Source organism: Micromonospora sp. NBC_01655, assembly GCF_026339755.1.
In the GTDB taxonomy this organism is placed as follows: Bacteria; Actinomycetota; Actinomycetes; order Mycobacteriales; family Micromonosporaceae; genus Micromonospora.
The window spans coordinates 6808124-6831992 of record NZ_JAPEQF010000001.1; the positions used below are offsets into that span (position 1 = coordinate 6808124).

Below are 23869 nucleotides of genomic sequence, written 5' to 3' on the forward strand. Positions count from 1 at the left end.
GTCTATGGACGGGACGTGCGGGGTGGCCGGCGGCAAGCCGTCGGATAGCGGGCGCCAAGCGGGGCCGCCCAGGCTTTTCCCAGCCGCCGGCGACCGACCGGCGGAGAACGGTCCGGTGCCAGCGCGCCGACCGTCCGGAGGGGACAGGGAGATCGACAAATGCGAGCAATCACGGGACGTGGCGTGCTGACGGCGGTCGTCGGGGCGGCGGCGCTGCTGGGGTCGATCGGCGGGGCGGCGCCGGCCTCGGCAGACCCCGCCGGGCTGGAGACGACCACCGACTCGGTGGGCCCGAGCAGCGCGGACAAGTCGGCGACCGCGCGGTGCCCGGCCGGCAAGGTGGTCACCGGTGGCGGCGGATTCCTCACGGCCGGGTCGACGGCCGAGGGACGGGTCGGGCTGGACCGGCTGGAGCCGTTGGCGAACGGCACCGGCTTCGTCGCGACGATGCGTGAGGTGGGCCCGACGAACTACGCCGACACCTGGACGCTCCAGGCCCTCGCCCAGTGCGCCACCGCGCCGGCCGGCTACCAGGTCGTGGCGACGACCGGTGCGGTCGGTACGGATTTCGTCACGGCGAGCTGCGGGACGAAGAAGGTCATCGGGATGGGCGGGCGGATCAACAGCGGCCTGGGCGACGTCGTGCTCGACCAGGTGGTGCCGTCGTTCGACCTGACGTCGGTGACGGTCCGGGCAGTCGCGGTGCAGGGCACCTCGCCGGCCGGCTGGAGCGCCACCTCGTACGCGGTCTGCGCCACCGCGCCCGCCGGGTTGGAGCGGATCGTGGTGACGGGGACGGGCGCGAGCGACCCGCAGGACACCCAGATCAAGAGCTGCCCGGCCGGCAAGGCGCTCTACAGCGTGGGGGCGGACATCAACGCCGGCAACGGGCAGGTGCTGCTCACCGCGCTCAACATCACCGGCGACACCACCCTGCGGCTGCGGGCGGACGAGGACGCCGACGGCTTCGCCGGCACGTGGAGCCTCAACGGGTACGGCATCTGCGGTAGCTGACCCGTGGGTCCGGGTGCCGCCAACGGTGGCGGCACCCGGACCGGATGCCGGCCGGGATCGGCCACGTCGACCGATGCCGGCGTCGGACAGTACGGTCCCGGCGTGCCGAGGCGGCCGTCAGATGGTGTAAAGGATCTTCACCCCGCTGTTGCTCGTCGCCGAGACGGCCGTGCCACGGACGCCGGAGTTGAGGTTCCGCCAACCGTTGTTGCTGGCCGCCTCGTGCACCATCCCCCCGACCACGGTGTAGACGATCTTCACCCCGTTGAAGTTGATCGCGGCCAGCGCGTCGGCGCTGACCCCGGCGATGCCGGAGTTGAGGTTCCGCCAACCGTTGTTACTGGCCGCCTCGTGCACCATCCCCCCGGCCACGGTGTAGACGTACTTGACCCCGTTGACGTTGATCACGGCCAGCGCATTCGCGCTGACCCCGGCGATGCCCGTGTTCAGGTTCCGCCAACCGTTGTTGCTCGCCGCCTCGTGCACCGAGCCCCCGGCCACGGTGTAAACGATCTTCACCCCGTTGAGGTTGATCGCGGCCAGGGCGTCGGCGCTGACCCCGGCGATGCCCGTGTTCAGGTTCCGCCAACCGTTGTTGCTCGCCGCCTCGTGCACCATCCCCCCGGCCACGGTGTAGACGTACTTGACCCCGTCGACGTTGATCACGGCCAGGGCGTTGTTGCTGACGCCGGAGATGCCGGTCCAGAGATTGCGCCACCCGGTGTCGCTGGACGCCTCGTACACCCTGCCGTCGTTGACCGTGTAGAGCAGCTTGTTGCCGTTGAGGACCATCGACGCGGTAGCCGAGCCGGTGATGCTGTTGACCGGCAGCATCTGCCAACCGCTGTGGCTGCCGGACTCGTACACCTGACGGTTGGCGGCGACCTGTCCACAGTTCTGGCTGGTCATGTTCCGGGCCGGCGAGGTGGGGCCGGAAACGTACAGCGGACCGGTGGACGGGCTGCCGTCGGAGGTGATGCCGGAGGCCACCCCGTTGAAGTACGACTCGGTCTTGACGCCGTCGCGCACCTGCTCGTAGTGCAGGTGCGGGCCGGTGGAGTTGCCGGTGCTGCCGACCCGGCCGATCTGCTGGCCGGTCGACACCCACTGCCCGGCACCGACCATCGGCGACTCGATCATGTGCAGGTAGAGCGTCCGCCAACCGCCGCCGTGATCGATGATCACGTACCAGCCGCCGCCGCTTCCCCAGCCGGCGAACGTGACGGTGCCGCCGTACGAGGCGAGGATCGGCCGGCCGTTGCTCGCCCCGCCGGTGAAGGTCATGTCGATGTCGTAGTCGTCATGGCCGTAGTAGGTGGCCAGTCTCCAGGTCTCGCCGCAGGGAAACGGCATCTGGAAGTTGGGTCGGGGGCCGGCGGCCTCGGCCGGCGTGGCCACGACAGCGGTGGTGCCCACGACCGCGAGCACCGAGGCGCCGGCGGTCGCCAATGCCAGGCAGGCCGACGTGAGGGCCCGGGCGAATAGACCCGTCATTGAGGAGTTCCCTCCGAACTGGACTACGAGGTAGATGAACGTCAATCATACTGGCGAACCGCGTCCAGAAGATCACCCCAGCAGCCAGATGCGCGTCCCGACGCAGGTCGCACTCGGCGCGGAGACGCCTTGATCACCGTCGGCGTGTGCGCCACGACGGAGTCCAGCAGCCGCACCCGATCGCGTACCGGTGACCGACGCTGTCCTGGCGCCCTCGACGGTCCTCCAACGGTGCAGAGCAGAGCGACCAGGAGCAGTCGACTGCCACTTGTCGTCGTCCGGTGTCGCTGAGCACGACCGTCATGCTGGCTGTCGCCGTCTCGTGTCGGTCAGACGTTGTCACCGGGCGGGTCGGCCGGGCCGAGGACGGCGCGGGGCTGCCGTCGTGGATCCGGTGGGTCCGGCGACAGTCAGTGGACCTGATGGACCTGATAACGGCGGTCCGGGTCGAAGGTGATGCCGGTGATGTCGTCGATGACGGCCCAGACGAAGTCCTCGTCCGGCCCCCACTCCGGGAAGGTCAGCCCCTGCTCGACCGGCAGTGGGGCGCCCTCGTTGACCACGGGTTCCCCGTCGGCGTAGACGAGATGCCGGGCCAGGGTGCGCCCGTCGTGATAGGTGAACCCGTAACTACTGCTGACGCTGGAGAAGAAGACCGACAGCGCCCGGTGGCCGGTCAGGTCGATCTCTGTCATCACGTACGTCAGGGATGGGTCCCACAACTCGTGCCACTGCCCGGTCCGGGCCGTGTAGACGACGTCGTGGCGCATGCCCGAGGTCGCCTCGTCGCCGTGGACCGCTTCTCCGGTGGCCCTCGTGACGGCGGCCAGCATGGCGAGCGGGTCGTGGCCGGCGACGAAGACCGCAGAGGTGTTCCAGCCCATGACACACAGGCTAGGCAACAGCCACCTTCCGATGCAAAGACCTGTGCGGCCGGCGCTCACCTTCGTCCCGGCGGACACAGAAGATCAGGCGGACCACCCCGGGTCACCATGCGGACCCTGCCGGCACGATCCGCGCTCAAGCGTCTCGGCGAGCAGTTCGGCACCGCATCTGCCGCTGCTGTACAAGATCGAAAAGGCCGTCTCCCACACCGGGAAACGGCCTTTGAACTGGGTGGAGCTGAGGGGATTTGAACCCCTGACCCCCTCGATGCGAACGAGGTGCGCTACCGGTCTGCGCCACAGCCCCTCCGCCGGCAAACCGGCATTGGTCCCACCCGGCTTTCACCGGGCGGGCCGGCAACAAGACTAACAGCACACCCGCGCGCCAAGCGAATCCACCCCGCCGGCCGACCTGATCTTGGTAGGAACCGGTCCCCGGAGGGGCCGAAATCATCCAAGATCACCCCTGAGCACCCTCGACCGGTTGACGTGTCATTGACGGCGCGGGTTCCGGGAGGCGGGAGGGCGCGATGTCGGTGACATGAAGTCGATCAAGCCGTCGCGCGAACCGTGCGTACCGCGAGGCGGGGTCAGGCCGAGTGGGAGGTGCGGCCCGACTGGTACGGGCGGCCCCGCAGGCCGCCCGTACGCCGGTACGACACCGAGCCGCCGCTGGCCGCGGGCGGCAGGTCGGCCGGGCGGTCCAGGCCCATCGCCGTGCGGCGCACCGCCTCGCGCTGGGCCGCCAGCCGGCGCTGCGCCTCCCGGCGGGCCGCCGCCCGGCGGGCCTGCTCGCGGCGCACCTCGGCCTGCCGGGCGGCCAGCCACGCCGTCTCCCGGGCCCGGGCCCGCCGCCGCCGGCGCTCGGCCAGCGCGAGCTTGCGCAGGTGTACGACGTACGTCACCAGCAGCGTCGCGGTGACCGAGAAGCTGATCCAGAACCCGGGGCCGACCACGGCCACGCCGATCAGCTCGACGAGGTTGAGCAGCAGCAGGGCGGCCAGCACCCGGCGGCGGCGGTAGATCGCCGGGGTGTGCTGGCGGCGCCGGGGGGTGGCCCGTCGACGGGACTTCGCCGCCGGCGGGACGGCACGCAGCCGACGCCGCCGCCGGCCTGCGACGGGCGGGGCGGAGACCGGGGCGGACAAGCGGCCCGTGTTCGTGTCCTTACTCAGGGTGACAACGAGTGCCCTGGAGGGGTTGACCGGCCGGCGGCCGGGGACAGTGCGGCCCCGCCGGCGGCGCTGGAGCACCCGCGCCGTCGACTGCGCCCGCTCCGCCACCAGCCGCTCGGTGGCGTCGTACCGGCGAACCAGCGCCGGCGCGAGGGCGAGCAGACCGGCGGCGGCGAGGACGGCGAGGAGCACCGAGGTCGGCACCCTCACCCCTCCCGTCACCGAGTTCGGGACAACCACCGTACGGCCGCAGGATCTTCGACAAATCGCCTCCCGGGCGGTCGATCCTGCGGGCGGGCAGCGCTTGCAGTTACTTGAGGTTACGGGCCGCCGACCGTCTTGATTGTGCGCCGCGCCGATCAGGCACAGGTGGGACGCTTCACCCGGCGGTCGCGCGCAGCCGATGCCAGCGGGCCAGCAGGCCACCCTCGGCGACCACTTCCTCGCTGGTCATGGCGTACCCGATGTGGTCACGCCAGGCACCGTCGATGTGCATGTAACGCACGTGGTACGACTCCTCGCGGAAGCCCAGCTTCTCCACCACCCGGCGGGACGGCTTGTTCTCCGGCCGGATGTTCACCTCGATCCGGTGCAGCCCACCCGGGCCGAAGGCGTGGTCCACCGCGAGCGCCAGCGCGGTGGGGATGACCCCCTGCCCGGCGACCCGCGAGTCCACCCAGTACCCGGCGTACGCGGAACAGAACGCCCGCCGGACGATGCTGCCGATGTTGAGGTGCCCGACCAGCCGCTCCCGCTCCTGCTCGCGCAGGCAGACCGCGAACGGCATCCCCTCGCCGGTGCGCGCCGAACGGCGCTGGTCCCGGTGCACCCAGCGGAACGCGGCCGGCGAGTTCAGCTCGTCCCAGCCCCCGGGCAGCGCGGACTCCCAGGGGGCCAGCCAGGCCCGGTTGGCGCGGCGCACCTCCGACCAGGCCGCCGCGTCCGAGCGCCGGTACGGCCGCAGCAGCACCGGCCCGTCCGCGAGCACCACCGGCCAGCCCGGCGACCGCCCGGCCCGCAACAGGCTCACCGAACCTGCCTCTCGTTCACGACTGCCGGGCTCGCAAGCTCACTCCTCGCGCTCACCCTGCCCGCCTCTCGATCGCGACTGCGGGGCTCGCAAGCTCACTCCTCGCGCTCACCCTGCCCGCCTCCCGTTCACGACTGCGGGGCTCGCAAGCTCACTCCTCGCGCTCACCGGCGCCGGTCCAGCAGGAGGACGTCCACGGTGGAGCCGGCGGCGGCGGCGGTCACCCGCTCGCCGAGCACCATCAGCCCGTTCGCCTCGGCCAGCCCGGACAGGGTGAACGGCCCGCCCGACAGCGGCTGGACGGTGTAGCCGCCGCCACGCCGCTCGGCGACGTGCGCGGGCCGGAACTCGCGCAGCCCGCCGGGCGAGGTGATGGTCTCCAGCAGGTGCGCGCGGACGCTCGGCCGGAACACCGGCTCGGCCCCGGCCAGCAGGTTGATGGCGGGGCGGGCCAGCACCTCGAAGCCGATCAGCGCCGCGCCGGGCTCACCGGGAAGACAGACCACCGGCACCTCCTCGGCGCCGACCGTACCGAACCCGAGGGCGGTGCCGGGATAGAGGGCCACCTCTGTGAAGGCGACCGGCCCGGCCCGGCCGCCCTCCCGGCGGGACAGGATCCGGCGCACCATGTCGCCCGGTCCGGTGCCGGTGCCGCCGGTGGTGATGATCAGGTCGGCGCGCAGGGTCTGGTCCTCCAGCAACCCGCGCAGCCCCTCCGGGTCGTCGTCGCAGATCCCCACCCGGTACGCCAGCGCGCCGACCTCGGCCGCGGCGGCGGTCAGCGCGTGCGAGTTGGCGTCCACCACCTGGCCGGGCTGGCTGCCCCGACCCACGTCGACCAGCTCGTCGCCGGTGGCCACGACGACCACCCGGGGGCTGGGCCGGACCACCACGTGCCCGATGCCGGTGGCGGCGAACACCGCGACCAGGGCCGGGGAGACGTACGTGCCGGCGCGGGCGAGCAGCGTCCCGGCCGGCAGCTCCTCACCGGCGCGGCGCACCCCGTACCCGCGCTTGGGGGTGCGGAAGATCTCCACGGCGGCCATGCCCTGGTCGGTCCACTCCACCGGCACCACCACGTCGGCGGCGATCGGCAGCGGCGCCCCGGCCGCGACCGAGAAGCACGACCCCGGGGTGAGCCGCACCGGCCGCCAGCTCGCCGCGCCGAGGTCGCCGACCACGTTGAGCCGCACGGTGCGGGACCCGGGCGGACCCGAGCGGCCGGCCTGGTACCCGCCGACCCGGCCCGCACCGGAAAGGTCCTCCCAGCGGGCCGCGTACCCGTCCACGGCTGCCTGGTCGAAGGCCGGGAAGGAGTGCGGCGCGACGACGTCCTCGGCGAGGACGTTGCCGTACGCCTGGGTGAGGTCGAGGTCGAGCGGAGGCAGCGCGCGTAACCTGCGCAGCACGCTGCCCAGGTAGTCGGCGAGCGGCGTCAACTCGTTCGCGGCCGCCTCGGCGTCGGCCGTCGCGGTCATGTATTAGGACCGCCCGACGCGTCGCGCATGCCGTTCAGGATCGCCGCGGTGACGGTCTCGTCGCCGTTGTTGACGAACTCGGCGAGCCACGCGCGGAACTCCGCGCCGAGATCCTCCCGCTCGCAGGCGATCTGCACCACGGTCTGGAGGTACCCCAGCGGCATGCCGGTGTCGTAGCGGGTGCCCCGGTAGACGATCGCGTGCACCGGTACGCCCTCGGTGCGCAGCAGCTCCATCGCGTCGGTGAGCTGGATCTCCCCACCGCTGCCCGGCTTCGTCCGCCGGATCGCGTCGAAGATCCGCCCCGGCAGCACGTACCGGCCGAGGACGGCGAGGTTGCTCGGGGCGTCCTCCGGCTTCGGCTTCTCGACCATGCCGGTGACCTTCACGACCTCGCCGACGTCGGTCAGCTCCGGCTCGGCCGGCTCGACCGAGGCGATGCCGTACCGCTTCGTCTCGGCCGGGTCGACCTCGAAGAAGGCCAGCACCACGCCGCCGGTGCGGGCCTGCAGCTCCAGCATCGCCGGCAGCAGCGGCTCGGACGGCTTGACGAACTCGTCGCCCAGCAGCACCGCGAAGGGCTGGTCCCCGACGTGCGACTCGGCGTACCCGACGGCGTGACCGAGACCGAGCTGCTCGGGCTGGCGACAGGTGTAGATCTCGGCCAGCTCGCTGGGGCCGCGCACGGCGGCCAGCCGCTCGGCGTCGCCCTTGGCCTCCAGCCGGGCCTCCAGGTCCGGCCGACGGTCGAAGTGGTCCACCATCGATGTCTTGCCCCGCCCGGTGATCAGCAGCACGTCGCCGATGCCGGCCTGGGTGGCCTCCTCGACGATGTACTGGAGCACCGGCCGGTCGACGACCGGCAGCAGCTCCTTGGGCACCGCCTTGGTGGCCGGCAGGAACCGGGTGGCCAGGCCCGCAGCGGGAATGACGGCCTTGACGGCGCGGGAACGACCGGTTGCGGCGGCCGGTGAGGGGCTCGCTGAGTGCTCCGACATGTCGCGAGACTATCGGCCAGGGGCGTGCCGCGACGGGTGAGGACCGGAAGACGCGCCGCCCGGCCCGGACCGCGCCACCGGGGCGTCGGGCCACCCGGCCTCGACGTCGACCGGGCCGAGCACCGCCGTGACGCGGAGCGGGGAGTCCCGCCCATCGATCGCCGCACCCGCCCGGGGCAGGCCGTCGGGGGGGCTGACCGCGGCGGCCGGCACGGCGATCTCCTCCACCGGGGGCCAGGGCCGTGCCTCGGCCAGCCGCCAGGTGTCCCGGCCGGCCGCCTTCGCCGCGTACAGGGCGTCGTCGGCGGCGTCGAGGACCTGCTGGCCCGTGGTGGCGTGGTCCGGGTACACGGCGATGCCGACGGAGACCGTCATCCCGATCGTCACCCCGCCGGGCCCGTCCAGCGCGACGGGGGCGTCCCGGACGGCCGCGCCGAGCCGCTCGGCCACGATGGTCGCGCCCCGCGCGTCGGTCTCCGGCAGCAGCACCACGAACTCCTCCCCGCCCTGGCGGAAGGCCAGGTCCACCTCGCGGATCTCGTTCCGTAGCCGGCGGGCGAACTCCGCGAGCACGGCGTCCCCGGCGGCGTGCCCCCAGGTGTCGTTGACCGTCTTGAAGCGGTCCAGGTCCAGCGCGAGGACGCTGAGCATCCGGCCGAACCGGCTGGCCCGCTCCACCTCCCGGCGGATCGACTCGCGCAGGTAGCGGTAGTTCCACAGCCCGGTCAGCGGGTCGGTCAGCGACAGCCGCTGGGCCTCCTCGTGCACCCGGACGTTGTCCACCGCCACGGCCGCGTGTCTGGCGAAGGTGCGCAGGGTGGCCAGGTCGTCGTCGTCGAACTCGTCCCCGCCGAGCCGGTCGTAGAGGACCAGCACGCCGAGCGCCACGGCCGGCTCCGGCCCGCCGGGGCGGCCCGGCTCCGCGCCGGCCCGGTCGGCGAGGCCGCCGGGGGTGGCGAAGGGCACCGCGACGTACGTCTCGCAGCGCGGCTCCCCGGTCGGTTCGGCCGCCGGGTCGGCGCGGCCCCGGCACGGCTCACCGGTGGCCGCGACCGCGCCGACCACTCCGCGCCCCACCGGCACCCGCAGCGCCGCCGCGTCGGTGCCGGCGCACGCCGGGTCGGCGGCGTCCGGCGGCGCCCCGTCGGCGGGCCAGCGCCCGTCCAGACCCTCGGCGCACCGCCCCACCAGCACCCCGCCGTCGACCAGCAGCACCGCCCCGGCCCGGGCCCCGGTCGCGGCGATCGCGCTGTGCAGGATCACCCGCAGGATGCGTTGCAGGTCGTGGGTGCTGGCCAGGGTGTCGCCGAGCACCGCGAGGTGCCCGCGCAGTTGGTCCCGGCTGCTGGTGAGCGCCTGCACGTAGGAGCCGGTCTCCCGGGTCATCCGGTTGAACGCGGCGGCCAGCCGGCCGATCTCGTCGCGGCTGCGCACCGGCACCCGGGCGCCCAGGTCGCCGTGGGCCACCCGATCCACCGCGCCGGCCAACTCGACCAGCGGCCGGGTGGTGACCCGGGCCAGCCGCCAGGCCACCGCCACCGCCAGCAGCCCGGCCAGCACCACCGCGCCGACCAGTGCCGCGTACCGGCCGGGGGGCTGCTCGCTGGGCACGGAGAGCACCAATGGCAGCGGCTGCCCCGGCGACGGGCCCACCCGGCGGACGTACCGGCCGTCCAGGGTCCCGGCGACCCGGTCCCCGGTGGCCTTCCGCGCGGCGGCGAGCACCGCGTCGCGTACCCCCGGGGCCTCGGTGGTGTGCGCGACGCCGCCGGCGGCGTCGTCGAGGAGGGTAACCGCGACGCCGGTGACCGCCGCCAGCCGGGCCACGAAGCCCGGGTCGACCGGCTGGGCCGCGGCGACCGCCCCCAGGTCGGCGCCGGCGCGGTCGCGCAGCCCGACCCGCGCGGTCAGCGCGTGGACCGGACCACCGGCGGGGTCGGCGGCGGAGCAGTCCCGCCACGGCCCGACCGGAGCGCCGGGGGTGGTGTAGAGGACGCCGCCGGCCACGTCGGTGACCAGCACGGCGGCGGCCAGGCCCCGGCTCACCACCTGCCCGGCCGCGCCGACCCGGCCGGCCGGGTCGGCGACGAGGGCGACCGAGTCGGCCGCCGCGCGCAACTGCTGGCAGAGGGCGTCGACCGAGGTACGCACGCTCGCCGCGGCCAGCCCGAGCCGTTCCGTCGAGCGGGTGCGGTCGACGGCGGCCATGGTCGAGCCGACGAAGAGCGCGCCGAGCAGGACCGGGCCGAGCGCCACCGCGAGGAAGGCTGCCGTCAACCGCCCGCGTAGCGTCAACGCTCCCCCCGGAAGTTCCGCGCCCGATGCTAGCGATGCTGACACAGTGCGACCGAGTGACAAACGTTGCGTCAGGAGTGTTGCGTGCCTGATTTTTCTGATGACGCGGAAGTGACCCATGAGGCGAAGCGGAGCGCCCGGGTGGAGCTGCTCGCCCGCCGCCGCGCGCTGCCCGCGTCGGCCCGGGCCGAGGCGGCGTCGCGGGTCCGGGCCACGCTGGTCGAGCTGGTCCGCCGGCTGCGCCCGACCCGGATGACCGCGTACGTCCCGGTCGGGTCCGAGCCGGGCGGCGCGGAGCTGCCGGAGGCGCTGCGCCCGGCGCTGCCGCCGGGGGCCGACCTGCTGCTGCCGGTGCTGTGCGACGACCTCGACCTGGACTGGGCGGCGTACACCGGCCCCAGCTGCCTGGTCGCGGCCGGGCGGGGGCTGCGGGAGCCGGCCGGCCCCCGGCTCGGCCGGTCGGCGGTCGCCGACGCCCAGCTCGTGGTGGTCCCGGCCCTGGCCGTGGACCGGCGCGGGCGGCGGCTGGGCCGCGGGGGCGGCTCGTACGACCGGGCGCTGGCCCGGGTCGGCGACCGGGCCCTGACGGTGGCCCTGCTGTACGACGGTGAGCTGCGCGAACACCTTCCGGTCGAGCCGCACGACCGTCCGGTCGGCGCGGTGGTCGCCCCTGCGGCAGGGCTGCGTACGCTGACGGGCGGCCCCGTGTCGGTCCCGGCACTTCCGCTGGACGAACCCGGGTCCGATGACGCACCATTGGCACTCGAATGAGTCGAGTGCCAATCGGCCGTGCCAGATCCGGAGGAGAAAGTGCCCACGTACCAGTACGCCTGCACCGCGTGCGGCCAGCAGCTCGAGGCGGTGCAGTCGTTCTCTGACGAGCCGTTGACCGAGTGCCCGGCGTGTGCGGGGCGACTGCGCAAGGTCTTCAATTCGGTCGGCGTCGTCTTCAAGGGCTCGGGTTTCTACCGCACCGACTCCCGCTCCGGGTCCGACCCGGCCAAGGGTGACGCCGGCAAGCCGGCCAAGTCCGAGTCGTCCTCCGGCGGCGACTCCGGCTCGTCGTCGAGCACGTCCGGCGGCTCGGCCAGTTCGACCAGTTCGTCCAACGGGTCGTCCGGCACGTCGGGCTCGTCCGGGTCGTCGTCCTCGGGCGGCCCGTCGAAGGCCCCGGCGGCCAGCGGTTCCAGCTCCTCCTGACCTGGCTTCCTAGCAGACCGCCGCGCCGCGTGGGGGTTGTCCACAGGCGGCCCGGTTGTCCACAGGCCCCGCCCCGGCCCGGGCGGGGCCTGCCCTTTCCGGCCTAACCTGCTGCTCCCGGCACCACCACGGCACCGGGCGAGGCGGGGTGCCCCGGTGCCACCACGGCGCCCGGGGAAGGCGGGAGGAACGGATGGCTACCACCGGGGCGGGCACGGGATCACTGCGGCCGGTGCGCCGGCCCCGGTTTCCGGGGCGGTCGACGCTGCTGCGCGCCGCACTCGTCGCCGCCCTCCTCGGCCTCGCCGTGGCGGTCCTCCAGACCCCGAGCGGCTGCCCTTCCCCGCCGGGCGGCTCCGGCTCCCCCGGCCCGGCCTCGTCGCCGTCCACCGGCGGCCCGCCGCCCGACCCCGGGGCTCCGCCGTCGGCGCTGCCGCTGCCCGACGGGGCGGTCGGCGTCCCGGTCCGGCTGGCCGAACCCGCCGCGCTCGCCGTGGTCCGCCCCGGTACCCGGGTCGACCTGCTCGCCGTGCCGGCCGACGGCCGGGCCGGCGAGGCCGACCTGCTGGCGTCCCGCGCGCTGGTGCTCGACGTGGTCGGGGCCGGCGCGGCGGACGGCTCGTCGGCGCTCTACCTGGCGCTGCGCCCCGAGCAGGCACAGCGGGCCGTGGGCCTGCCGGAGGGCAGCCGGTTCGCCATCGTGGTCCGTGGCTGACGCCGGGCTCGACGGTACGGCGAAACAGCCGGCGCCGAGACAGCCGGCGGCCGAGACAGCCGGCGGCGAGACGGTGCGCCCGCGGCGGCCGGCGGCCGGCGGGCGGCGGGCCGGCGGCGAACGGGCGGGCGGGGCTCAGTCCCAGTGCGGCGGGCGCTCGGCGAGCAGCCAGTCGTCGTTGCCCCCGGACCGCTCGCCCCAACCCCGATCGGTGTCGTCGGCCGTCTGCTCGGGCAGCACCACGAAGTCGTCGCTCAGGTCGACGGCGCGGTCGTCGTCGCCACGTGCCTGCGCCCCCGGGTCGATGCTCACGAGCGGCAAGACTACCGGTTCCGGCCCGCGTCCGGTCGGCCACGCGGCAGCGGGGTTGGTAGCGTCGGACGGCGTGACGACGCCCAGCGGTGACCGCCTCGAGGACGACTACTGGCGCCGTCCGCCGGCCGCCCCCGGCGGCGCGGCCCCCGGCCCGGTGCGACCGGCCGGCGCCGGCGGTGCCGGCCCGGCGGCCGGGTACGGCGGACCGCCGCCCAGCACTGCCCCGCCGCCCGGTTGGCGGCCCCCGGTGCGCCTGCGGGTGGCCCCGCCCCGGCACCTGCCGCCGCAGGACACGACCGGGTTGGACACGGAGGAGCAGCGCGCCCAGCGGGTCACCTGGAGCGTCGGCGGGGTCGCCGCGGTGGTGCTGGTCGCCCTGGTCTGCCTGCTCTGCTCCCGGGCGATCTTCTGACCGGGCCGGTTCGCCGCCCCGGCGGTCAGAGGGTGGTGCCCCAGACCGCCTGGGCGCCGGTGTCGCCGGTCAGGTAGACGTAGACCAGCGAGGCCACCCCGAGCACGACCACCACCACGGTCAGCAGCAGCGGCGCCCAGGCGGGCAGCCGGGAGACCCGGTCGTCGTTGCGGGTCACCAGCAGCAGGAGGAGGGCCGCCACGGCGAGGCCGACGGTGAACCAGAGCAGCGTCTCGCCGTACTGCGCGTGCTCGCGGACCTGGTCGAGGATCTGCGGCGGGTAGCCCTTCTCCCGCAGCGCCTCCTCCAGCGCCTCACCCGACTCCGTGGCCACCCAGGTGACGATCGGGGTGACCACCGCGAGGACGGCCACCGCCCAGCCGAACCGGGGGCGCCACCTCGGCAGCAGCCCGTACCCGGCAGCCAGCACGGCCAGCAGCGGAACGAACGCCACGGCGGCATGGATCACCAGAACGTGGCCTGGCAGCCCGTTGATCTCCCTGAACACCCGACACCTCCGGCAGTGGACGTGGTCCGCGGCAGCCAGCGTACGACGATCCGACGCCGCGGCAGTGCTGACGATCGGGTACACGCACGCGTCGATTGCCCGGTTCAGCCCGTGGCCCGGGCTCCGGCGACCTGCGGCCTGGGCCACGGGCCGGCTGTGGCCCGGGCCACCCGGTCGAGGAGGTCGCTTGTCGCCTGGTGAGGGCCGTGCTGTCATTGACCTCATGTCCGGTGGTGAGGAGCTGCTTCGGTCGAGGGGCCTGCGGGTCACCCGGCCGCGGCTCGCCGTGCTGGACGTCCTCGCCGCCGGCGGCCACCTGGAGGTCGACGAGATCACCCGCCGGGTGCGGGAACGCCTCGACTCCGTCTCCACCCAGGCCGTCTACGACGTCCTCGGCGCGCTGTCCCGGGCCGGGCTGTCCCGCCGCATCGAGCCCGCCGGCAGCCCCGCCCGCTACGAGGCTCGGGCCGGCGACAACCACCATCACGTGGTCTGCCGGGGGTGCGGCGAGATCGCCGACATCGACTGCGCGGTCGGCGCGGCGCCCTGCCTGGACCCGAACGCCGCGCACGGCTTCGACGTGGAGGAGGCGGAAGTGACGTTCTGGGGGCTCTGCCCGGCCTGCCAGGCCCGCCGCAGCGCCGACGACTGACACCGCCCGCCGGTCGGGCCCGGGGCGTGGCACCCTTGGTCGGGTGGACCCCGATGACCTCGGCCTGTTCGGTCCGGGATCGGTCACGTGGAAGGTGCACGAGGAGCCGATCCTGATCGTCGCCGGCCTGCGTTCGCTCTACCTCCAGGCGCTGCATCCCCGGGCCATGGCCGGGGTGGCGCAGAACAGCGACTACCGCGCCGACTCGTGGGGGCGGCTCGTCCGCACCGCCACGTACGTGGCGACCACCATCTACGGCACCACCGCCGAGGCCGAGGCCGCCGGGGCGCGGGTACGCCGGCTGCACGCCCGGCTGCGCGCCACCGACCCGGCCACCGGGGAGGAGTTCCGCGTCGACGACCCGGAGCTGCTGCGCTGGGTGCACGTGGCCGAGGTGGAGTCGTTCCTCAGCACCGCCCGCCGCGCCGGGCTGCGGCTGACCGACGCCGAGGTGGACGGCTACTACGCCGAGCAGCGCCGGGTGGCGGCCCTGGTCGGGCTGGACCCGGCGGACGTGCCCGGCACCGCGGCGGAGGTGGCGGAGTACTACCGGCGGATCCGGCCGGACCTGCGGATCACCCGGGAGGCGGCGGAGACGGCCGTCTTCCTCACCGCGCCGCCGATCCCGTGGAAGCTCAACCTCCCGGCCCGGATCGGGCTGAACCTCGGGCCGGCCCGGTTCGCGTACCTCGGCGTCGCCGGCACCGCGTTCGCGCTGCTGCCGCCCTGGGCCCGCCGGATGTACGGCGGGTTGGGGCTGCCGACCACCGAGCTGTCGGCCGACCTGAGCGTGCGCGCCCTACGGCTCGCCCTGGCGGCGGTGCCGCGCCGCTGGCGGGAGGGCCCGTTGCAGCAGGCCGCGAAGGCGCGGGCGGCCCGGATCGCCGCGGCCGGCGTGGCCGCCTGACCGGCGCCGACCCTGGCCCGCCCCGGCCACGTCGGCACGGCCCCGAACCCGGTTCCGGTCAGCCGGTGCGCTCCATCGCCGCCCAGGGCTCCTTGCCCGGCGTCTGCGAGCCGGTGGGGCAGGTGCGGCGGTAGTCGCACCAGCCGCAGCGCGGCCCGGGTGTGGTGGGGAACGCCTCGTCGGGGTCGGCCCCGTCGGCGACCGCCCGCTCGGCGGCCATGATGTCCCGCGCGGTCTCCTCGGCGCGGGTGAGCTGGCGGGCCAGTGACTCGGCGGTGTGCTCGTGCGCCGCGACGGTGCCCGTGGGCAGGTGGTGCAGCTCCACCCGGCGGCACGGCCGGCGGAACACCCGCTCGGCGGCGTACGCGTAGAGGGCCAGCGCCTGGGAGCCACGGGCGTCGTCCGCGTCCGTCCCGGCGCGGCCGGTCTTGTAGTCGACGATCACCAGCTCCGGGCCGTCCGGGCCGGGCCGGGAGTCGATCCGGTCGGTGCGGCCGTTGAACGCCAGCACCGCCGTCTTGACCGCCACCACCCGCTCGACGCCGACCGGGTCGGCCCCCGGATCCAGGGTGTCCACGTAGGACTCCAGCCAGCCCAACGCCCGCCGGTACGCCTCCCGCTCCTGCTCGTCGTCGCGGTAGCCCTCGCGGACCCAGGTGCCCCTGAGCAGCGCGGCCAGCGCCTCCGGGCGGCGGCGGTCGGCGGGCAGCGCGTACCAGTTCTTCAGGGCGGTGTGCACGCTCGCGCCGAGCGAGTTGTGCGCCCAGGGCGGGCCCTTCGGCGGCGCCGGCCGGTCGACGTACGAGTGGCGGTAGCGGCGCGGGCAGTCCGCGTACGCGCCGAGCTTGCTGGGCGTGCAGACGAACAGCCGCTCCGGCATGCCGTCGAAGCCGAGCTGCTCGGGCTGGCCGGACCGGGCCCGTGGGGCCGAACCGGTGGTGGATCGTCCGGATGAGGAGGCTCGTCGCACCCCGTCGATCCTGCCACCCCGGTACGACGGTCGCGCCGACCCGGTCGGCGGGTCGAGGCAGGGCGGGGCCGTCGGGCGACGGGCCGGGTCAGGCCATGTTCACGTACTGCGTGACGAAGGCGGCGACGGCGTCCGCGATGAGCTGCACCGCGATGGCGGCGAGCAGCAGGCCGGCGATCCGGGTGAGCACCTCGATCCCGCCGGGGCGCAGGATCTTGACGATCCCGCCGGAGAAGCGCAGCACGACCCAGACGGTGAGCATCACCGCGACGATGGCCGCCGCGATGGCGCCGTAGTCGGTGGCCCGGTCGGCCTGCTGGACGAACAACATCGTCGCCACGATCGCGCCCGGCCCGGCCAGCAGCGGGGTACCCAGCGGCACCAGGGCGATGTTCGAAGTGGATTGCTGGGTGGGATCGTCCGCCTTGCCGGTGAGCAGCTCCAGGGCGACCAGCACCAGCAGCAGCCCGCCGGCCGCCTGGAGCGCCGGCAGGTCCACGTGCAGGTAGGCGAGCAGGGTCTGCCCGGCCACGGCGAAGACCACGATCACCCCGAGCGCCAGCGCGACGGCCTGCCAGGCCGCCCGGTTCCGGTCCCGGGCGGCCAGCGGCCCGGTGAGCGCGAGGAAGATCGGCATCATGCCCGGCGGGTCGACGATGACCAGCAGGGTCACGAAGACCTCGCCGAAGAGCTTCAGATCCACCCGGACACGGTAGCCGCGCGGGTGCAGGCGGATCAGGTCGAAGCGACGGGCGTCACCCCGCCGGCCTCGGCCAGGAGCCGTTCGTACGCCTCGACGGCCGTGGTGAACGCGCCGAGCCGGACGGTCTTGTGGGTGCCGTGGAAGTCGGACGAGCCGGTGACGAACAGACCCAGCTCGGCGGCGAGCGACCGCACGTGCGCCCGCTCGGCGGGTGAATGGTCCTCGTGGTCGGCCTCCAACCCGGCGAGACCGGCCGCCGCCAGCTCGGCGACCAGTTCGTCGGGCACGACCCGGCCCCGCCGGCTGGCCTTCGGGTGGGCGAAGACCGGCACGCCGCCGGCCGCCCGGACCAGCCGGACCGCCCGGAACACGTCGATGTCCGCCTTGGGTAGCCGGTAGCGCTCGCCCAGCCAGCCGGGCCCGAACGCCTCGGTGGTGGTGGCCACCAGCCCGGCCCGGATCAGCGCCTGGGCGATGTGTGGCCGGCCCACCGTCCCGCCGGCCGCCCCGGCCAGGATCTCCGGCCAGCTCACCTCGACGCCGTCGGCGCGCAGCAGCTCGACGATCCGCTGCCCGCGTACCTCGCGGGCGGCCCGCACCCGGGCCAGCTCCGCGACCAGCTCCGGGTGGTCCGGGTCGAAGAGGTACGCCAGCAGGTGCAGCGCCACCGCCGGCTCGGCCCCGTGCCAGCGGCAGGAGATCTCCGCGCCCCGGATCAGGGTCAGCGCCGGGGGCAGCGCCGCCACGGCGGGCGCCCAGCCGGAGGTGGTGTCGTGGTCGGTGATCGCCAGCACGTCCAGTCCGGCGTCGGCCGCGGCCCGGACCAGCTCGGCCGGGGTGAGGGTGCCGTCGCTGGCCGTCGAGTGGGTGTGCAGGTCGATGCGGACGGCCGGTCCGGGGTGCGGGGTCATCGCCCGACGCTACCCGCCGCCGGCACGGCCCCGGCGGGAGGTCAGGAGGCCACGTCGGTGACGACCACCGGCCGGCCGCCCGGATCGACGCCGGACACGGGGGCGACGTCGGCCGGCTTGCCGGCGGTCACCCGGTCGCTGCGCACCTGCACGAGCCAGCCGCGCCCGTCGACGTACCAGGCGGTCCCGGCCGGGGTCCAGGCCACCGCGCCGGTCAGCGCCGGCCCGGCGCGCCGGGCCACCGGCGTCCCGTCGAGGGTGGCCAGGTCGACCAGGAGCGTCTCGGTGGCCTTCGACGCACCGGTGCGGCCGTTGACCAGCAGCCAGCGGCCGTCGGCGGAGACCGCGCCGAACCCGTCGACGCCGAGGACTGGCCCGCAGGCGGTACGGGTCGCGGCGAGGTTCCGGGCGGGGTCGAGCAGCGCCAGGCAGGGCCGGCGGGGTGAACCGGTGGCGACCACGCCGACCGCCCGGCCGTCCGGCCGCGTCCCGTACACGGCGAGGACGTCGCCCCCGGTCCCGGCGGAGAGCCCGCCCGCGGCCGGCCGCCACACCGCGTACCCGGGCCGGGTGGGGTCGAGTCGCACCACGACGGCGTCGCCGACGAAGCCGACCGGGACTGCCGGCCCGGGGGCCGCCGTGCTGGTGACCGCGACCAGACGGTCGCCGACGATCCCGGCGACGGTGAGCCGGTCCCCGTCGCGCCAGGCGACCTGCCGGCCGGTGGCGGCGACGGCGATGGCCTCCGCGCCCGCGAGGAGCGCCTGGCGGCTGCCGTCCGGCCGCATTGAGACCAGGGTTCGGCCCGCCGCGGTCGGCCCGCCCACCACCAGCCAGCCGCCCTGGTCGGGGACGCGTTGGGCCCGGTCGACCGCGCCCAGCCCGAGAGGGATGCTCTCGTCCTGGGTGGTGCGCAGGGTCGTGCCGACGATCAGGTCCACGGCGGGGCCGCCCGGGCCGGGGAGCGGGCGAGCGGTCCCGGCCGACGGGCTCACCATCGGGTCGGGTGCCGGTGCGGCGGTGGCCCCGCGCGGGTCGCCGAGCACCACGGTCGGGGTGGTCGGGTGGCCCGCCTGCGTGCCGAACTGCGCCATGCCGGCGCTGACCAGCACGGTGGCCGCCCCGGCGAGGGCGACGCCGGCCAGGGTGCGGCGGCGGCGGGTGCGGTTGGCGCGCCGGATGGCCAGGCCGGCCGGGTCCACGGCGAGAGGTCGGAGCGTGGCGGCCTGCCGGGACAGGGTCGCCCGGACCGCTCGCTCCAGCTCGTCTCTCGGCACATCCATTGGACGCCCGGGGGCCCTCGTCCGGTTGTCAGCGGGGATCGGCACGTCGCTCACCGCCGTTCGGCGCCGACGGCCCGGGCCGACGCACCGACGGCGTCGGCGGGGCGGGCGTCGGCCGCGACGGCGTCGGCGGCCGGCGGGGTCGGGGCGGGCAGCCGTCCCGCGTCCCTCGGGTGGCCGCCGCGGCGCGGGGCGCCGGCAGCGCGTTGGGCCTCGGCCGGAACGCGGGACGAGGCGGGCGCCGGAACGCGGGCCGGCTCGGCGTCCGGCGCGGGCCGGCGTGGCGGCGTCCGGGACGCGCCGGGGCGCGGCGCGGTGCGGCCCGGGACGGGGGCGTCGGACCCCGCCGCCCGCGACGGGCGACGCGTCGTCGCCTCGCGGCCGACGGACCGCGTCGACCCGGGCAGGTCGGGCAGGTCGATGGCCGCCTGCTCGCCCAGCCGGCGGCGCAGGGTGGCCAACGCCCGGGACGTCTGGCTCTTCACCGTTCCCGGGGAGATCTCCAGCAGCGCGGCGGTCTGCGCCTCCGACATGTCCTCGTAGAAGCGCAGCACCAGCACCGCCCGTTGCCGGCTGGGCAGCGCCCTGAGGTGCCGCCAGAGCACGTCCCGGTCGAGCTGCTGCTCGATCTCGTCGATCCCGGCCCGCTCGGGCAGCACCTCGGTCGGCCGTTCCCCGTGCCAGCGCCGCCGCCACCAGCTCGTCGAGGTGTTGACCATGACCCGGCGGGCGTATGGCTCGATCGCATCGATCCCGCCGAGCCGCCGGCAGGCCAGGTACGTCTTGGTCAGGGCCGTCTGGAGCAGGTCCTCGGCCGTGGCCCAGTCCCCGGCGAGCAGGTACGCGGTGCGCAGCAGCGCCCCGGAGCGGGCCGCGACGAACTCACGGAACTCCTCCTCCAGCGGGTCCCTGCCGGCCACGCTCACCTCCCGCACCCCCGTGCCCTGCTGGCAGGCTGTCACGCCGGGGCGCCCCGGTCGACGGCGGTTGGTGCCGTGTTCCTCCGATGTTCGGACGGAAATCTCAGGCGCCGTCGTCGGCCTTGGCCTCGTCCGCCTCCTTGCCCAACCGAGCCTCGACGGCCTGCGGCTCGTACATCTCCTCGACGACGCGCAGGTAGAGCTCGTTGGGGTTGGGCAGGTTCTTGATCTCGCGGAGCGCCTGGTCCTGGCCGGCGGACTCCAGCACGAAGGTGCCGTAGTTGAGCGCGCGGCCGGTCGGGCTCTGCTCGTACTTCATGTCGGTGACCCGGGCCAGCGGCATCATCGCGACCTTGCGGGTGATGATGCCGTTGACGACCATCACCCGCTTGTTGGTCAGGATGAAGCGGTCGTACCACCAGTCGGCGACCCGCCAGGCGACCCAGCCCATCACGGCGAACCAGAGCAGCACCGCGACGGTGGTCAGCGCGCCCACGTCCCGCCCGGCGAGGAAGCCGGAGAGGTAGCCGAGGACGAAGGTCGCGGCGATGCCCACCAGGATCGGCGTGGTGAGGTGGATCCAGTGCCGCTTCCACTCGCCCCGGTACCGCTCGGTGGGGAAGAGGTAGCGGGCGACGAGTGAGCTGGGCTCGTCCTCAAGCGGGAGGACCCGCCGGGGCCCCAGCGGCATGCCGGAGGCGTCGACCCGCAGCCCGGCCAGTTCCTCCTCGGAGATCTGCGGAGCCTGGTAGCCGGCCTCGGGGTCGCGGACCCAGGCGCGCCCGGAGCGCCCCTCGCCCGCGAACGGACCGTCGCCGTAGCCGACGTCGTCGGAGAACGGGGGGCCGTCGGAGGGACCCGGGCGGGGACCCGACACGTCGTCGGGCCGGACCCGGGGAATCGGCTCCGTGTCTCGCTCCCGGCGTCCCCGGTCGGGGTCGTCGGGATCGAAGGGGGGACCGGAGGGGCTTCCCATCGGCGGCTAGGCGATGAGGCTGGTGAAGAAGTCGCCGAACCCCTGGGCGATGTCCATGATGCCGCCACCGATCGACTTGAAGACGTCTGCGGCGGAGTTCGGCCGGTAGGCGACAAAGAAGATCAAGAATGCGATACCGGCCCAGGTGAGGACCTTCTTGACCATGGCGGGCCATCCTCTCGCGCGGCGCCGGGTCCATTTACCGCAGCGGCACCCAGAGTATCAGTTAGGTGTCGTATAGTGAATCTCTGCGTCCGTTCTCCGACAGAACGGGATCCTTCTCAGGCTTTCCCGTGCAGGTACGGAGACGGTGCGCCATACACGAGTTCGGACGGCGTCCACTCCGTGAGGTCGTGCAACTCCACGTCCTCGGCGAGCAGATGCCCCGCACTCGCCGGCCAGGCTATCGCATGGAGCCACAATCCCCGAGCCTCGCCGGCGTACGCGCTTCGATCGGTTGGAGAATTTACGAGCCACAGTGGAGTCGGATGGCCGGCCACCCGGATCCTGGCCTGTCCGATGTGCTCCGGATGCCCGGGGCCGGGTTCGTTCAACGCCTCGGCGAGTTCCGGCCCCGGATCGGGCCCGGCCATCCCGGCGAACCGGGTGCCCAGGCCCACGCCCGGCTCCTCGGCCACGAAGACCAGGTCGGCGGGGCCGCCGCCGAGCGGCTCGGGCCCGGCGCAGGCGATCACGGTGGCCCGCACCCCGGTCCGCTCGTCGCCGGCGTACGCCACGCCGGTGAGGGTCCAGCCGGGCGGCAACGGCCAGGGACACCAGACCGGCGTGGCCGGCTCCGCCCCGGGCGCGGCGGTGGCGACCCGGTCCACCACGCTGGCCACGATCTCCGCTCCGATGTGCTCGGGCACGTGCAGCGGCGGCACCGGCCCGCAGCGCGGGCACCGCCACTCGGTGTGCATCAGGTCCGGCTCGCGCACGGATCCACCACACCTCGGACAACTCACCGCGACGCTCACGTTTCCACCGTCACCCCGGATCGCGGGGCCGTCAAGTCGAGCGGCTGTTTCCCCCGGCGCGTCGCGGCGGGATTCCACCGGCCGTGCCCGGCCGCTGGCACGGGGTCACCGGACGGCCACCGGACCGACGGCCGCGCCGGAACCCGGACGCGCACCGGTGGGGACGTCGGCTCAGCCGGGTGGTGGGCCGGCGTGCGCCCGGATCCACGCGTGCATCGCGATGCCGCTGGCCACCCCCGCGTTGACCGACCGGGTCGAGCCGTACTGGGCGATCGAGAAGAGCTGGTCGCAGGCCGTCCGGGCCGGGTCGGACAGCCCCGGGCCCTCCTGGCCGAAGAGCAGCACGCAGCGGCGCGGCAGGGTGGTCGTCTCCAGCGGTCGGGAGCCGGGCAGGTTGTCGATGCCGACCACCGGCAGGTCCCGTCCCGCCGCCCAGGCGACGAACTCGTGGATCGTCTCGTGGTGCCGGACGTGCTGGTAGCGGTCGGTCACCATGGCGCCCCGCCGGTTCCACCGCCGCCGCCCGACGATGTGCACCTCGGCGGCGAGGAACGCGTTGGCGTTGCGGACCACCGTGCCGATGTTGAAGTCGTGCTGCCAGTTCTCGACGGCCACGTGGAAGTCGTGCCGGCGCCGGTCCAGGTCGGCCACCACGGCCTCCCGCCGCCAGTACCGGTACCGGTCCACCACGTTGCGCCGGTCGCCCCCGGCGAGCAGCTCCGGGTCGTACCGCGGGTCGTCCGGGAGGTCGCCGGGCCACGGCCCCACGCCGACGTCGAGCTGGTCACCGGTCACGGTCTGAAGAGGGTACGGTCCGCCCGCCGCTCCGCCGGGCGTGGGGTGCCCCGGGGTCGGTCCCGGGCCGGCGGGCGGAGGGCCTGCTCAGCCCAGGTCGAGTGCCCCGCCGAGCCGGTCCAGGAAGCGCCGGTCGGCCGGCGCGGTGGGGAGGTCCGCCGGGGCCCGGTCACCGTCGGTGGCGGCCCGGCAGACCCGGGCCGCCACCGACTGCACCCACTGCCGGTACGCGGCCGAGTCGGCGGGGTCGGCCCGGCGACGCAGCACCCGCGCCGCGGCCCGGCAGGCGGCCAGCAGACTGACCAGGTCGGCGAGCTGGTCGGCCGGGGCGGGCGCCCCGTCGTGCCGGGCGTAGATGGCGGCCACCACGGCGCGTACCAGGTCGCTGTCGAAGGCGCGGCCCGCCGCCACGGCGTCCAGACCGGCGAGCCCGGCGGCGACGCCGCGCGGTGGGCGTCCGGGGGCGGGCGTGGCGGCGGCCACGAGCACGCGGCCGGGCAGCCCGGTCAGCAGGTCCCACTCGGCGGCGGAGTAGACGGCGGTGGTCAGCGGTGCGGCGCGGCGGCCGGCAGAGGGCGGCTCTCCGGCGACGGAGTGGCTCATGGGGACCTCCGGCGCCAGCATAAGCCTCCGACCAGGAAAAGGGCCCCAACCCCACGGAAGACGGCGGGGAGGGGCCCGGTGCCGGACGGGAGGGTCAGCGCGGCTCGGGGAAGCTCGGCCGCTCCGGGTCGACGCCCGCTCCGACGGTGGCGGCCGCGTACTCCCGCTTGGGGACCATCACCCGGCGGCGGAAGACGCAGACCATGGTGCCGTCCTGCTTGTAACCCCGGGTCTCCACGGAGACGACCCCCCGGTCCGGCTTCGAGCCGGACTCGCGCTTGTCCAGCACGGTGGTCTCGCCGTAGATGGTGTCGCCGTGGAAGGTCGGGGCCACGTGCCGCAGCGACTCGACCTCGAGGTTCGCGATGGCCTTGCCGCTGACGTCGGGGACGGACATGCCGAGCAGCAGGGAGTAGATGTAGTTGCCGACCACCACGTTGCGCTGGAACTGGCTCGCCGACTCGGCGTAGTGGGCGTCCAGGTGCAGGGGGTGGTGGTTCATGGTGAGCAGGCAGAAGAGGTGGTCGTCGTACTCGGTGACGGTCTTGCCCGGCCAGTGCCGGTAGACCGCGCCGACCTCGAACTCCTCGTAGTAGCGGCCGAACTGCATCGATGTCCCCTTCACGGCGGCGACGGAGTTCGGGCCAGCATGCC

27 protein-coding genes, 1 tRNA gene and 1 pseudogene are annotated in these 23869 nt (G+C 74.8%); 7 read left to right on the forward strand and 22 right to left on the reverse strand.

The genetic code is table 11. The annotated features are described in order from the left end of the window. The first annotated feature begins 159 nt into the window (after positions 1-159). Positions 160-1014, forward strand: coding sequence for a hypothetical protein (locus OOK41_RS29985; protein WP_266267503.1), 855 nt, complete (start codon positions 160-162; stop codon positions 1012-1014). A 117-nt stretch (positions 1015-1131) separates the two neighbouring features. Here OOK41_RS29985 and OOK41_RS29990 read toward each other — a convergent pair whose 3' ends face one another. The 8 genes from OOK41_RS29990 to OOK41_RS30025 form a co-directional block, all read right to left on the reverse strand. Beyond that, positions 1132-2508 carry a M23 family metallopeptidase gene (locus OOK41_RS29990; RefSeq protein ID WP_266267504.1) on the reverse strand — a complete coding sequence of 459 codons (1377 nt, stop codon included), beginning with the start codon at positions 2506-2508 and terminating at the stop codon, positions 1132-1134. A gap of 410 nt (positions 2509-2918) precedes the next feature. Further along, positions 2919-3392, reverse strand: coding sequence for a hypothetical protein (locus OOK41_RS29995; RefSeq protein WP_266267505.1), 474 nt, complete (start codon positions 3390-3392; stop codon positions 2919-2921). A 233-nt stretch (positions 3393-3625) separates the two neighbouring features. Further along, positions 3626-3699, reverse strand: a tRNA-Ala gene (locus tag OOK41_RS30000). A 283-nt stretch (positions 3700-3982) separates the two neighbouring features. Then, complete coding sequence (locus OOK41_RS30005) at positions 3983-4777, reverse strand: hypothetical protein (protein ID WP_266267506.1); 795 nt, start codon at positions 4775-4777, stop codon at positions 3983-3985. A 169-nt stretch (positions 4778-4946) separates the two neighbouring features. After that, complete coding sequence (locus OOK41_RS30010) at positions 4947-5597, reverse strand: GNAT family N-acetyltransferase (protein ID WP_117668817.1); 651 nt, start codon at positions 5595-5597, stop codon at positions 4947-4949. Between the two features lie 164 nt (positions 5598-5761). Continuing rightward, a complete protein-coding gene (gene glp, locus OOK41_RS30015) occupies positions 5762-7075 on the reverse strand; it encodes a gephyrin-like molybdotransferase Glp (RefSeq protein ID WP_117668816.1) in 1314 nt (437 codons plus the stop codon). Beyond that, positions 7072-8073: a UTP--glucose-1-phosphate uridylyltransferase gene (locus tag OOK41_RS30020; protein ID WP_266267507.1), complete on the reverse strand. Its 1002-nt coding sequence runs from the start codon at positions 8071-8073 to the stop codon at positions 7072-7074. Before OOK41_RS30020 ends, glp begins: the two co-directional genes overlap by 4 nt. Positions 8074-8082: 9 nt before the next feature. Continuing rightward, positions 8083-10368 (reverse strand): diguanylate cyclase, encoded by a 2286-nt coding sequence (locus OOK41_RS30025; RefSeq protein ID WP_207892754.1) that lies wholly within the window; start codon positions 10366-10368, stop codon positions 8083-8085. Positions 10369-10452: 84 nt separating this feature from the next. Here OOK41_RS30025 and OOK41_RS30030 point away from each other — a divergent pair, with 84 nt between their 5' ends. Continuing rightward, positions 10453-11139 carry a 5-formyltetrahydrofolate cyclo-ligase gene (locus OOK41_RS30030; RefSeq protein ID WP_266267508.1) on the forward strand — a complete coding sequence of 229 codons (687 nt, stop codon included), beginning with the start codon at positions 10453-10455 and terminating at the stop codon, positions 11137-11139. Positions 11140-11178: 39 nt separating this feature from the next. Then, positions 11179-11319 (forward strand): annotated as a pseudogene (locus OOK41_RS30035) (FmdB family zinc ribbon protein); the annotation flags it as partial. 14 nt (positions 11320-11333) lie between these two features. Here the strand turns inward: OOK41_RS30035 and OOK41_RS30040 are convergent. After that, complete coding sequence (locus OOK41_RS30040) at positions 11334-11612, reverse strand: hypothetical protein (protein WP_266267509.1); 279 nt, start codon at positions 11610-11612, stop codon at positions 11334-11336. Positions 11613-11761: 149 nt separating this feature from the next. Between OOK41_RS30040 and OOK41_RS30045 the strand changes: the two genes are divergently transcribed. Further along, positions 11762-12283 (forward strand): flagellar biosynthesis protein FlgA, encoded by a 522-nt coding sequence (locus OOK41_RS30045; protein WP_266267510.1) that lies wholly within the window; start codon positions 11762-11764, stop codon positions 12281-12283. A 135-nt stretch (positions 12284-12418) separates the two neighbouring features. Here OOK41_RS30045 and OOK41_RS30050 read toward each other — a convergent pair whose 3' ends face one another. Continuing rightward, entirely contained in the window at positions 12419-12595 is a 177-nt protein-coding gene (locus OOK41_RS30050) for a hypothetical protein (protein ID WP_165878126.1), read from the reverse strand. A gap of 73 nt (positions 12596-12668) precedes the next feature. On the opposite strand from OOK41_RS30050, the gene OOK41_RS30055 reads away from it, so the two are divergent. After that, entirely contained in the window at positions 12669-13010 is a 342-nt protein-coding gene (locus OOK41_RS30055; protein ID WP_266267511.1) for a hypothetical protein, read from the forward strand. Positions 13011-13035: 25 nt separating this feature from the next. Here the strand turns inward: OOK41_RS30055 and OOK41_RS30060 are convergent, their stop codons facing one another. Further along, positions 13036-13518 carry a DUF2231 domain-containing protein gene (locus OOK41_RS30060; RefSeq protein WP_117668809.1) on the reverse strand — a complete coding sequence of 161 codons (483 nt, stop codon included), beginning with the start codon at positions 13516-13518 and terminating at the stop codon, positions 13036-13038. A gap of 223 nt (positions 13519-13741) precedes the next feature. Between OOK41_RS30060 and OOK41_RS30065 the strand changes: the two genes are divergently transcribed. Both OOK41_RS30065 and OOK41_RS30070 read left to right on the forward strand, forming a co-directional pair. Then, positions 13742-14170 (forward strand): Fur family transcriptional regulator, encoded by a 429-nt coding sequence (locus tag OOK41_RS30065; protein WP_117668808.1) that lies wholly within the window; start codon positions 13742-13744, stop codon positions 14168-14170. A 43-nt stretch (positions 14171-14213) separates the two neighbouring features. After that, positions 14214-15077 carry an oxygenase MpaB family protein gene (locus OOK41_RS30070; RefSeq protein ID WP_266267512.1) on the forward strand — a complete coding sequence of 288 codons (864 nt, stop codon included), beginning with the start codon at positions 14214-14216 and terminating at the stop codon, positions 15075-15077. Positions 15078-15135: 58 nt separating this feature from the next. On the opposite strand, the gene OOK41_RS30075 is transcribed toward OOK41_RS30070, so the two are convergent. From OOK41_RS30075 to OOK41_RS30125, 11 genes are all read right to left on the reverse strand, one after another. Beyond that, positions 15136-16047, reverse strand: coding sequence for a PD-(D/E)XK nuclease family protein (locus tag OOK41_RS30075; RefSeq protein WP_117668806.1), 912 nt, complete (start codon positions 16045-16047; stop codon positions 15136-15138). Positions 16048-16135: 88 nt separating this feature from the next. Beyond that, the gene (locus OOK41_RS30080; protein WP_117668805.1) at positions 16136-16750 is read right to left on the reverse strand and encodes a MarC family protein; all 615 of its coding nucleotides are present in this window, start codon (positions 16748-16750) and stop codon (positions 16136-16138) included. Positions 16751-16782: 32 nt separating this feature from the next. Beyond that, complete coding sequence (locus OOK41_RS30085) at positions 16783-17661, reverse strand: PHP domain-containing protein (RefSeq protein WP_117668804.1); 879 nt, start codon at positions 17659-17661, stop codon at positions 16783-16785. A 41-nt stretch (positions 17662-17702) separates the two neighbouring features. After that, a complete protein-coding gene (locus tag OOK41_RS30090; protein WP_266267513.1) occupies positions 17703-18944 on the reverse strand; it encodes a hypothetical protein in 1242 nt (413 codons plus the stop codon). A 50-nt stretch (positions 18945-18994) separates the two neighbouring features. Then, the gene (locus OOK41_RS30095) at positions 18995-19864 is read right to left on the reverse strand and encodes a SigE family RNA polymerase sigma factor (protein ID WP_266267514.1); all 870 of its coding nucleotides are present in this window, start codon (positions 19862-19864) and stop codon (positions 18995-18997) included. Positions 19865-19967: 103 nt separating this feature from the next. Then, a complete protein-coding gene (locus OOK41_RS30100; protein ID WP_117668802.1) occupies positions 19968-20840 on the reverse strand; it encodes a PH domain-containing protein in 873 nt (290 codons plus the stop codon). A gap of 6 nt (positions 20841-20846) precedes the next feature. Further along, positions 20847-21005, reverse strand: a complete 159-nt coding sequence (locus OOK41_RS30105; protein WP_165878125.1) for a hypothetical protein — start codon at positions 21003-21005, stop codon at positions 20847-20849. 116 nt (positions 21006-21121) lie between these two features. Then, a complete protein-coding gene (locus OOK41_RS30110) occupies positions 21122-21817 on the reverse strand; it encodes a TFIIB-type zinc ribbon-containing protein (RefSeq protein WP_323136246.1) in 696 nt (231 codons plus the stop codon). A 171-nt stretch (positions 21818-21988) separates the two neighbouring features. Further along, positions 21989-22612 (reverse strand): RNA methyltransferase, encoded by a 624-nt coding sequence (locus OOK41_RS30115; protein ID WP_266267515.1) that lies wholly within the window; start codon positions 22610-22612, stop codon positions 21989-21991. Between the two features lie 87 nt (positions 22613-22699). After that, positions 22700-23236 carry a hypothetical protein gene (locus OOK41_RS30120; protein WP_266267516.1) on the reverse strand — a complete coding sequence of 179 codons (537 nt, stop codon included), beginning with the start codon at positions 23234-23236 and terminating at the stop codon, positions 22700-22702. 73 nt (positions 23237-23309) lie between these two features. Then, positions 23310-23825: a MaoC family dehydratase gene (locus tag OOK41_RS30125; protein ID WP_266267517.1), complete on the reverse strand. Its 516-nt coding sequence runs from the start codon at positions 23823-23825 to the stop codon at positions 23310-23312. Positions 23826-23869: the final 44 nt, after the last annotated feature.

Bases quoted from the DNA above. Each gene is read 5' to 3' on its own strand.
- OOK41_RS29985 (WP_266267503.1), top strand. From the start codon at position 160: ATGCGAGCAATCACGGGACGTGGCGTGCTGACGGCGGTCGTCGGGGCG.
- OOK41_RS29990 (WP_266267504.1), bottom strand. From the start codon at position 2,508: ATGACGGGTCTATTCGCCCGGGCCCTCACGTCGGCCTGCCTGGCATTG.
- OOK41_RS29995 (WP_266267505.1), bottom strand. From the start codon at position 3,392: ATGGGCTGGAACACCTCTGCGGTCTTCGTCGCCGGCCACGACCCGCTC.
- glp (WP_117668816.1), bottom strand. From the start codon at position 7,075: ATGACCGCGACGGCCGACGCCGAGGCGGCCGCGAACGAGTTGACGCCG.
- OOK41_RS30020 (WP_266267507.1), bottom strand. From the start codon at position 8,073: ATGTCGGAGCACTCAGCGAGCCCCTCACCGGCCGCCGCAACCGGTCGT.
- OOK41_RS30045 (WP_266267510.1), top strand. From the start codon at position 11,762: ATGGCTACCACCGGGGCGGGCACGGGATCACTGCGGCCGGTGCGCCGG.
- OOK41_RS30065 (WP_117668808.1), top strand. From the start codon at position 13,742: ATGTCCGGTGGTGAGGAGCTGCTTCGGTCGAGGGGCCTGCGGGTCACC.
- OOK41_RS30085 (WP_117668804.1), bottom strand. From the start codon at position 17,661: ATGACCCCGCACCCCGGACCGGCCGTCCGCATCGACCTGCACACCCAC.
- OOK41_RS30090 (WP_266267513.1), bottom strand. From the start codon at position 18,944: ATGGATGTGCCGAGAGACGAGCTGGAGCGAGCGGTCCGGGCGACCCTG.
- OOK41_RS30100 (WP_117668802.1), bottom strand. From the start codon at position 20,840: ATGGGAAGCCCCTCCGGTCCCCCCTTCGATCCCGACGACCCCGACCGG.
- OOK41_RS30105 (WP_165878125.1), bottom strand. From the start codon at position 21,005: ATGGTCAAGAAGGTCCTCACCTGGGCCGGTATCGCATTCTTGATCTTC.
- OOK41_RS30120 (WP_266267516.1), bottom strand. From the start codon at position 23,236: ATGCTGGCGCCGGAGGTCCCCATGAGCCACTCCGTCGCCGGAGAGCCG.
- OOK41_RS30125 (WP_266267517.1), bottom strand. From the start codon at position 23,825: ATGCAGTTCGGCCGCTACTACGAGGAGTTCGAGGTCGGCGCGGTCTAC.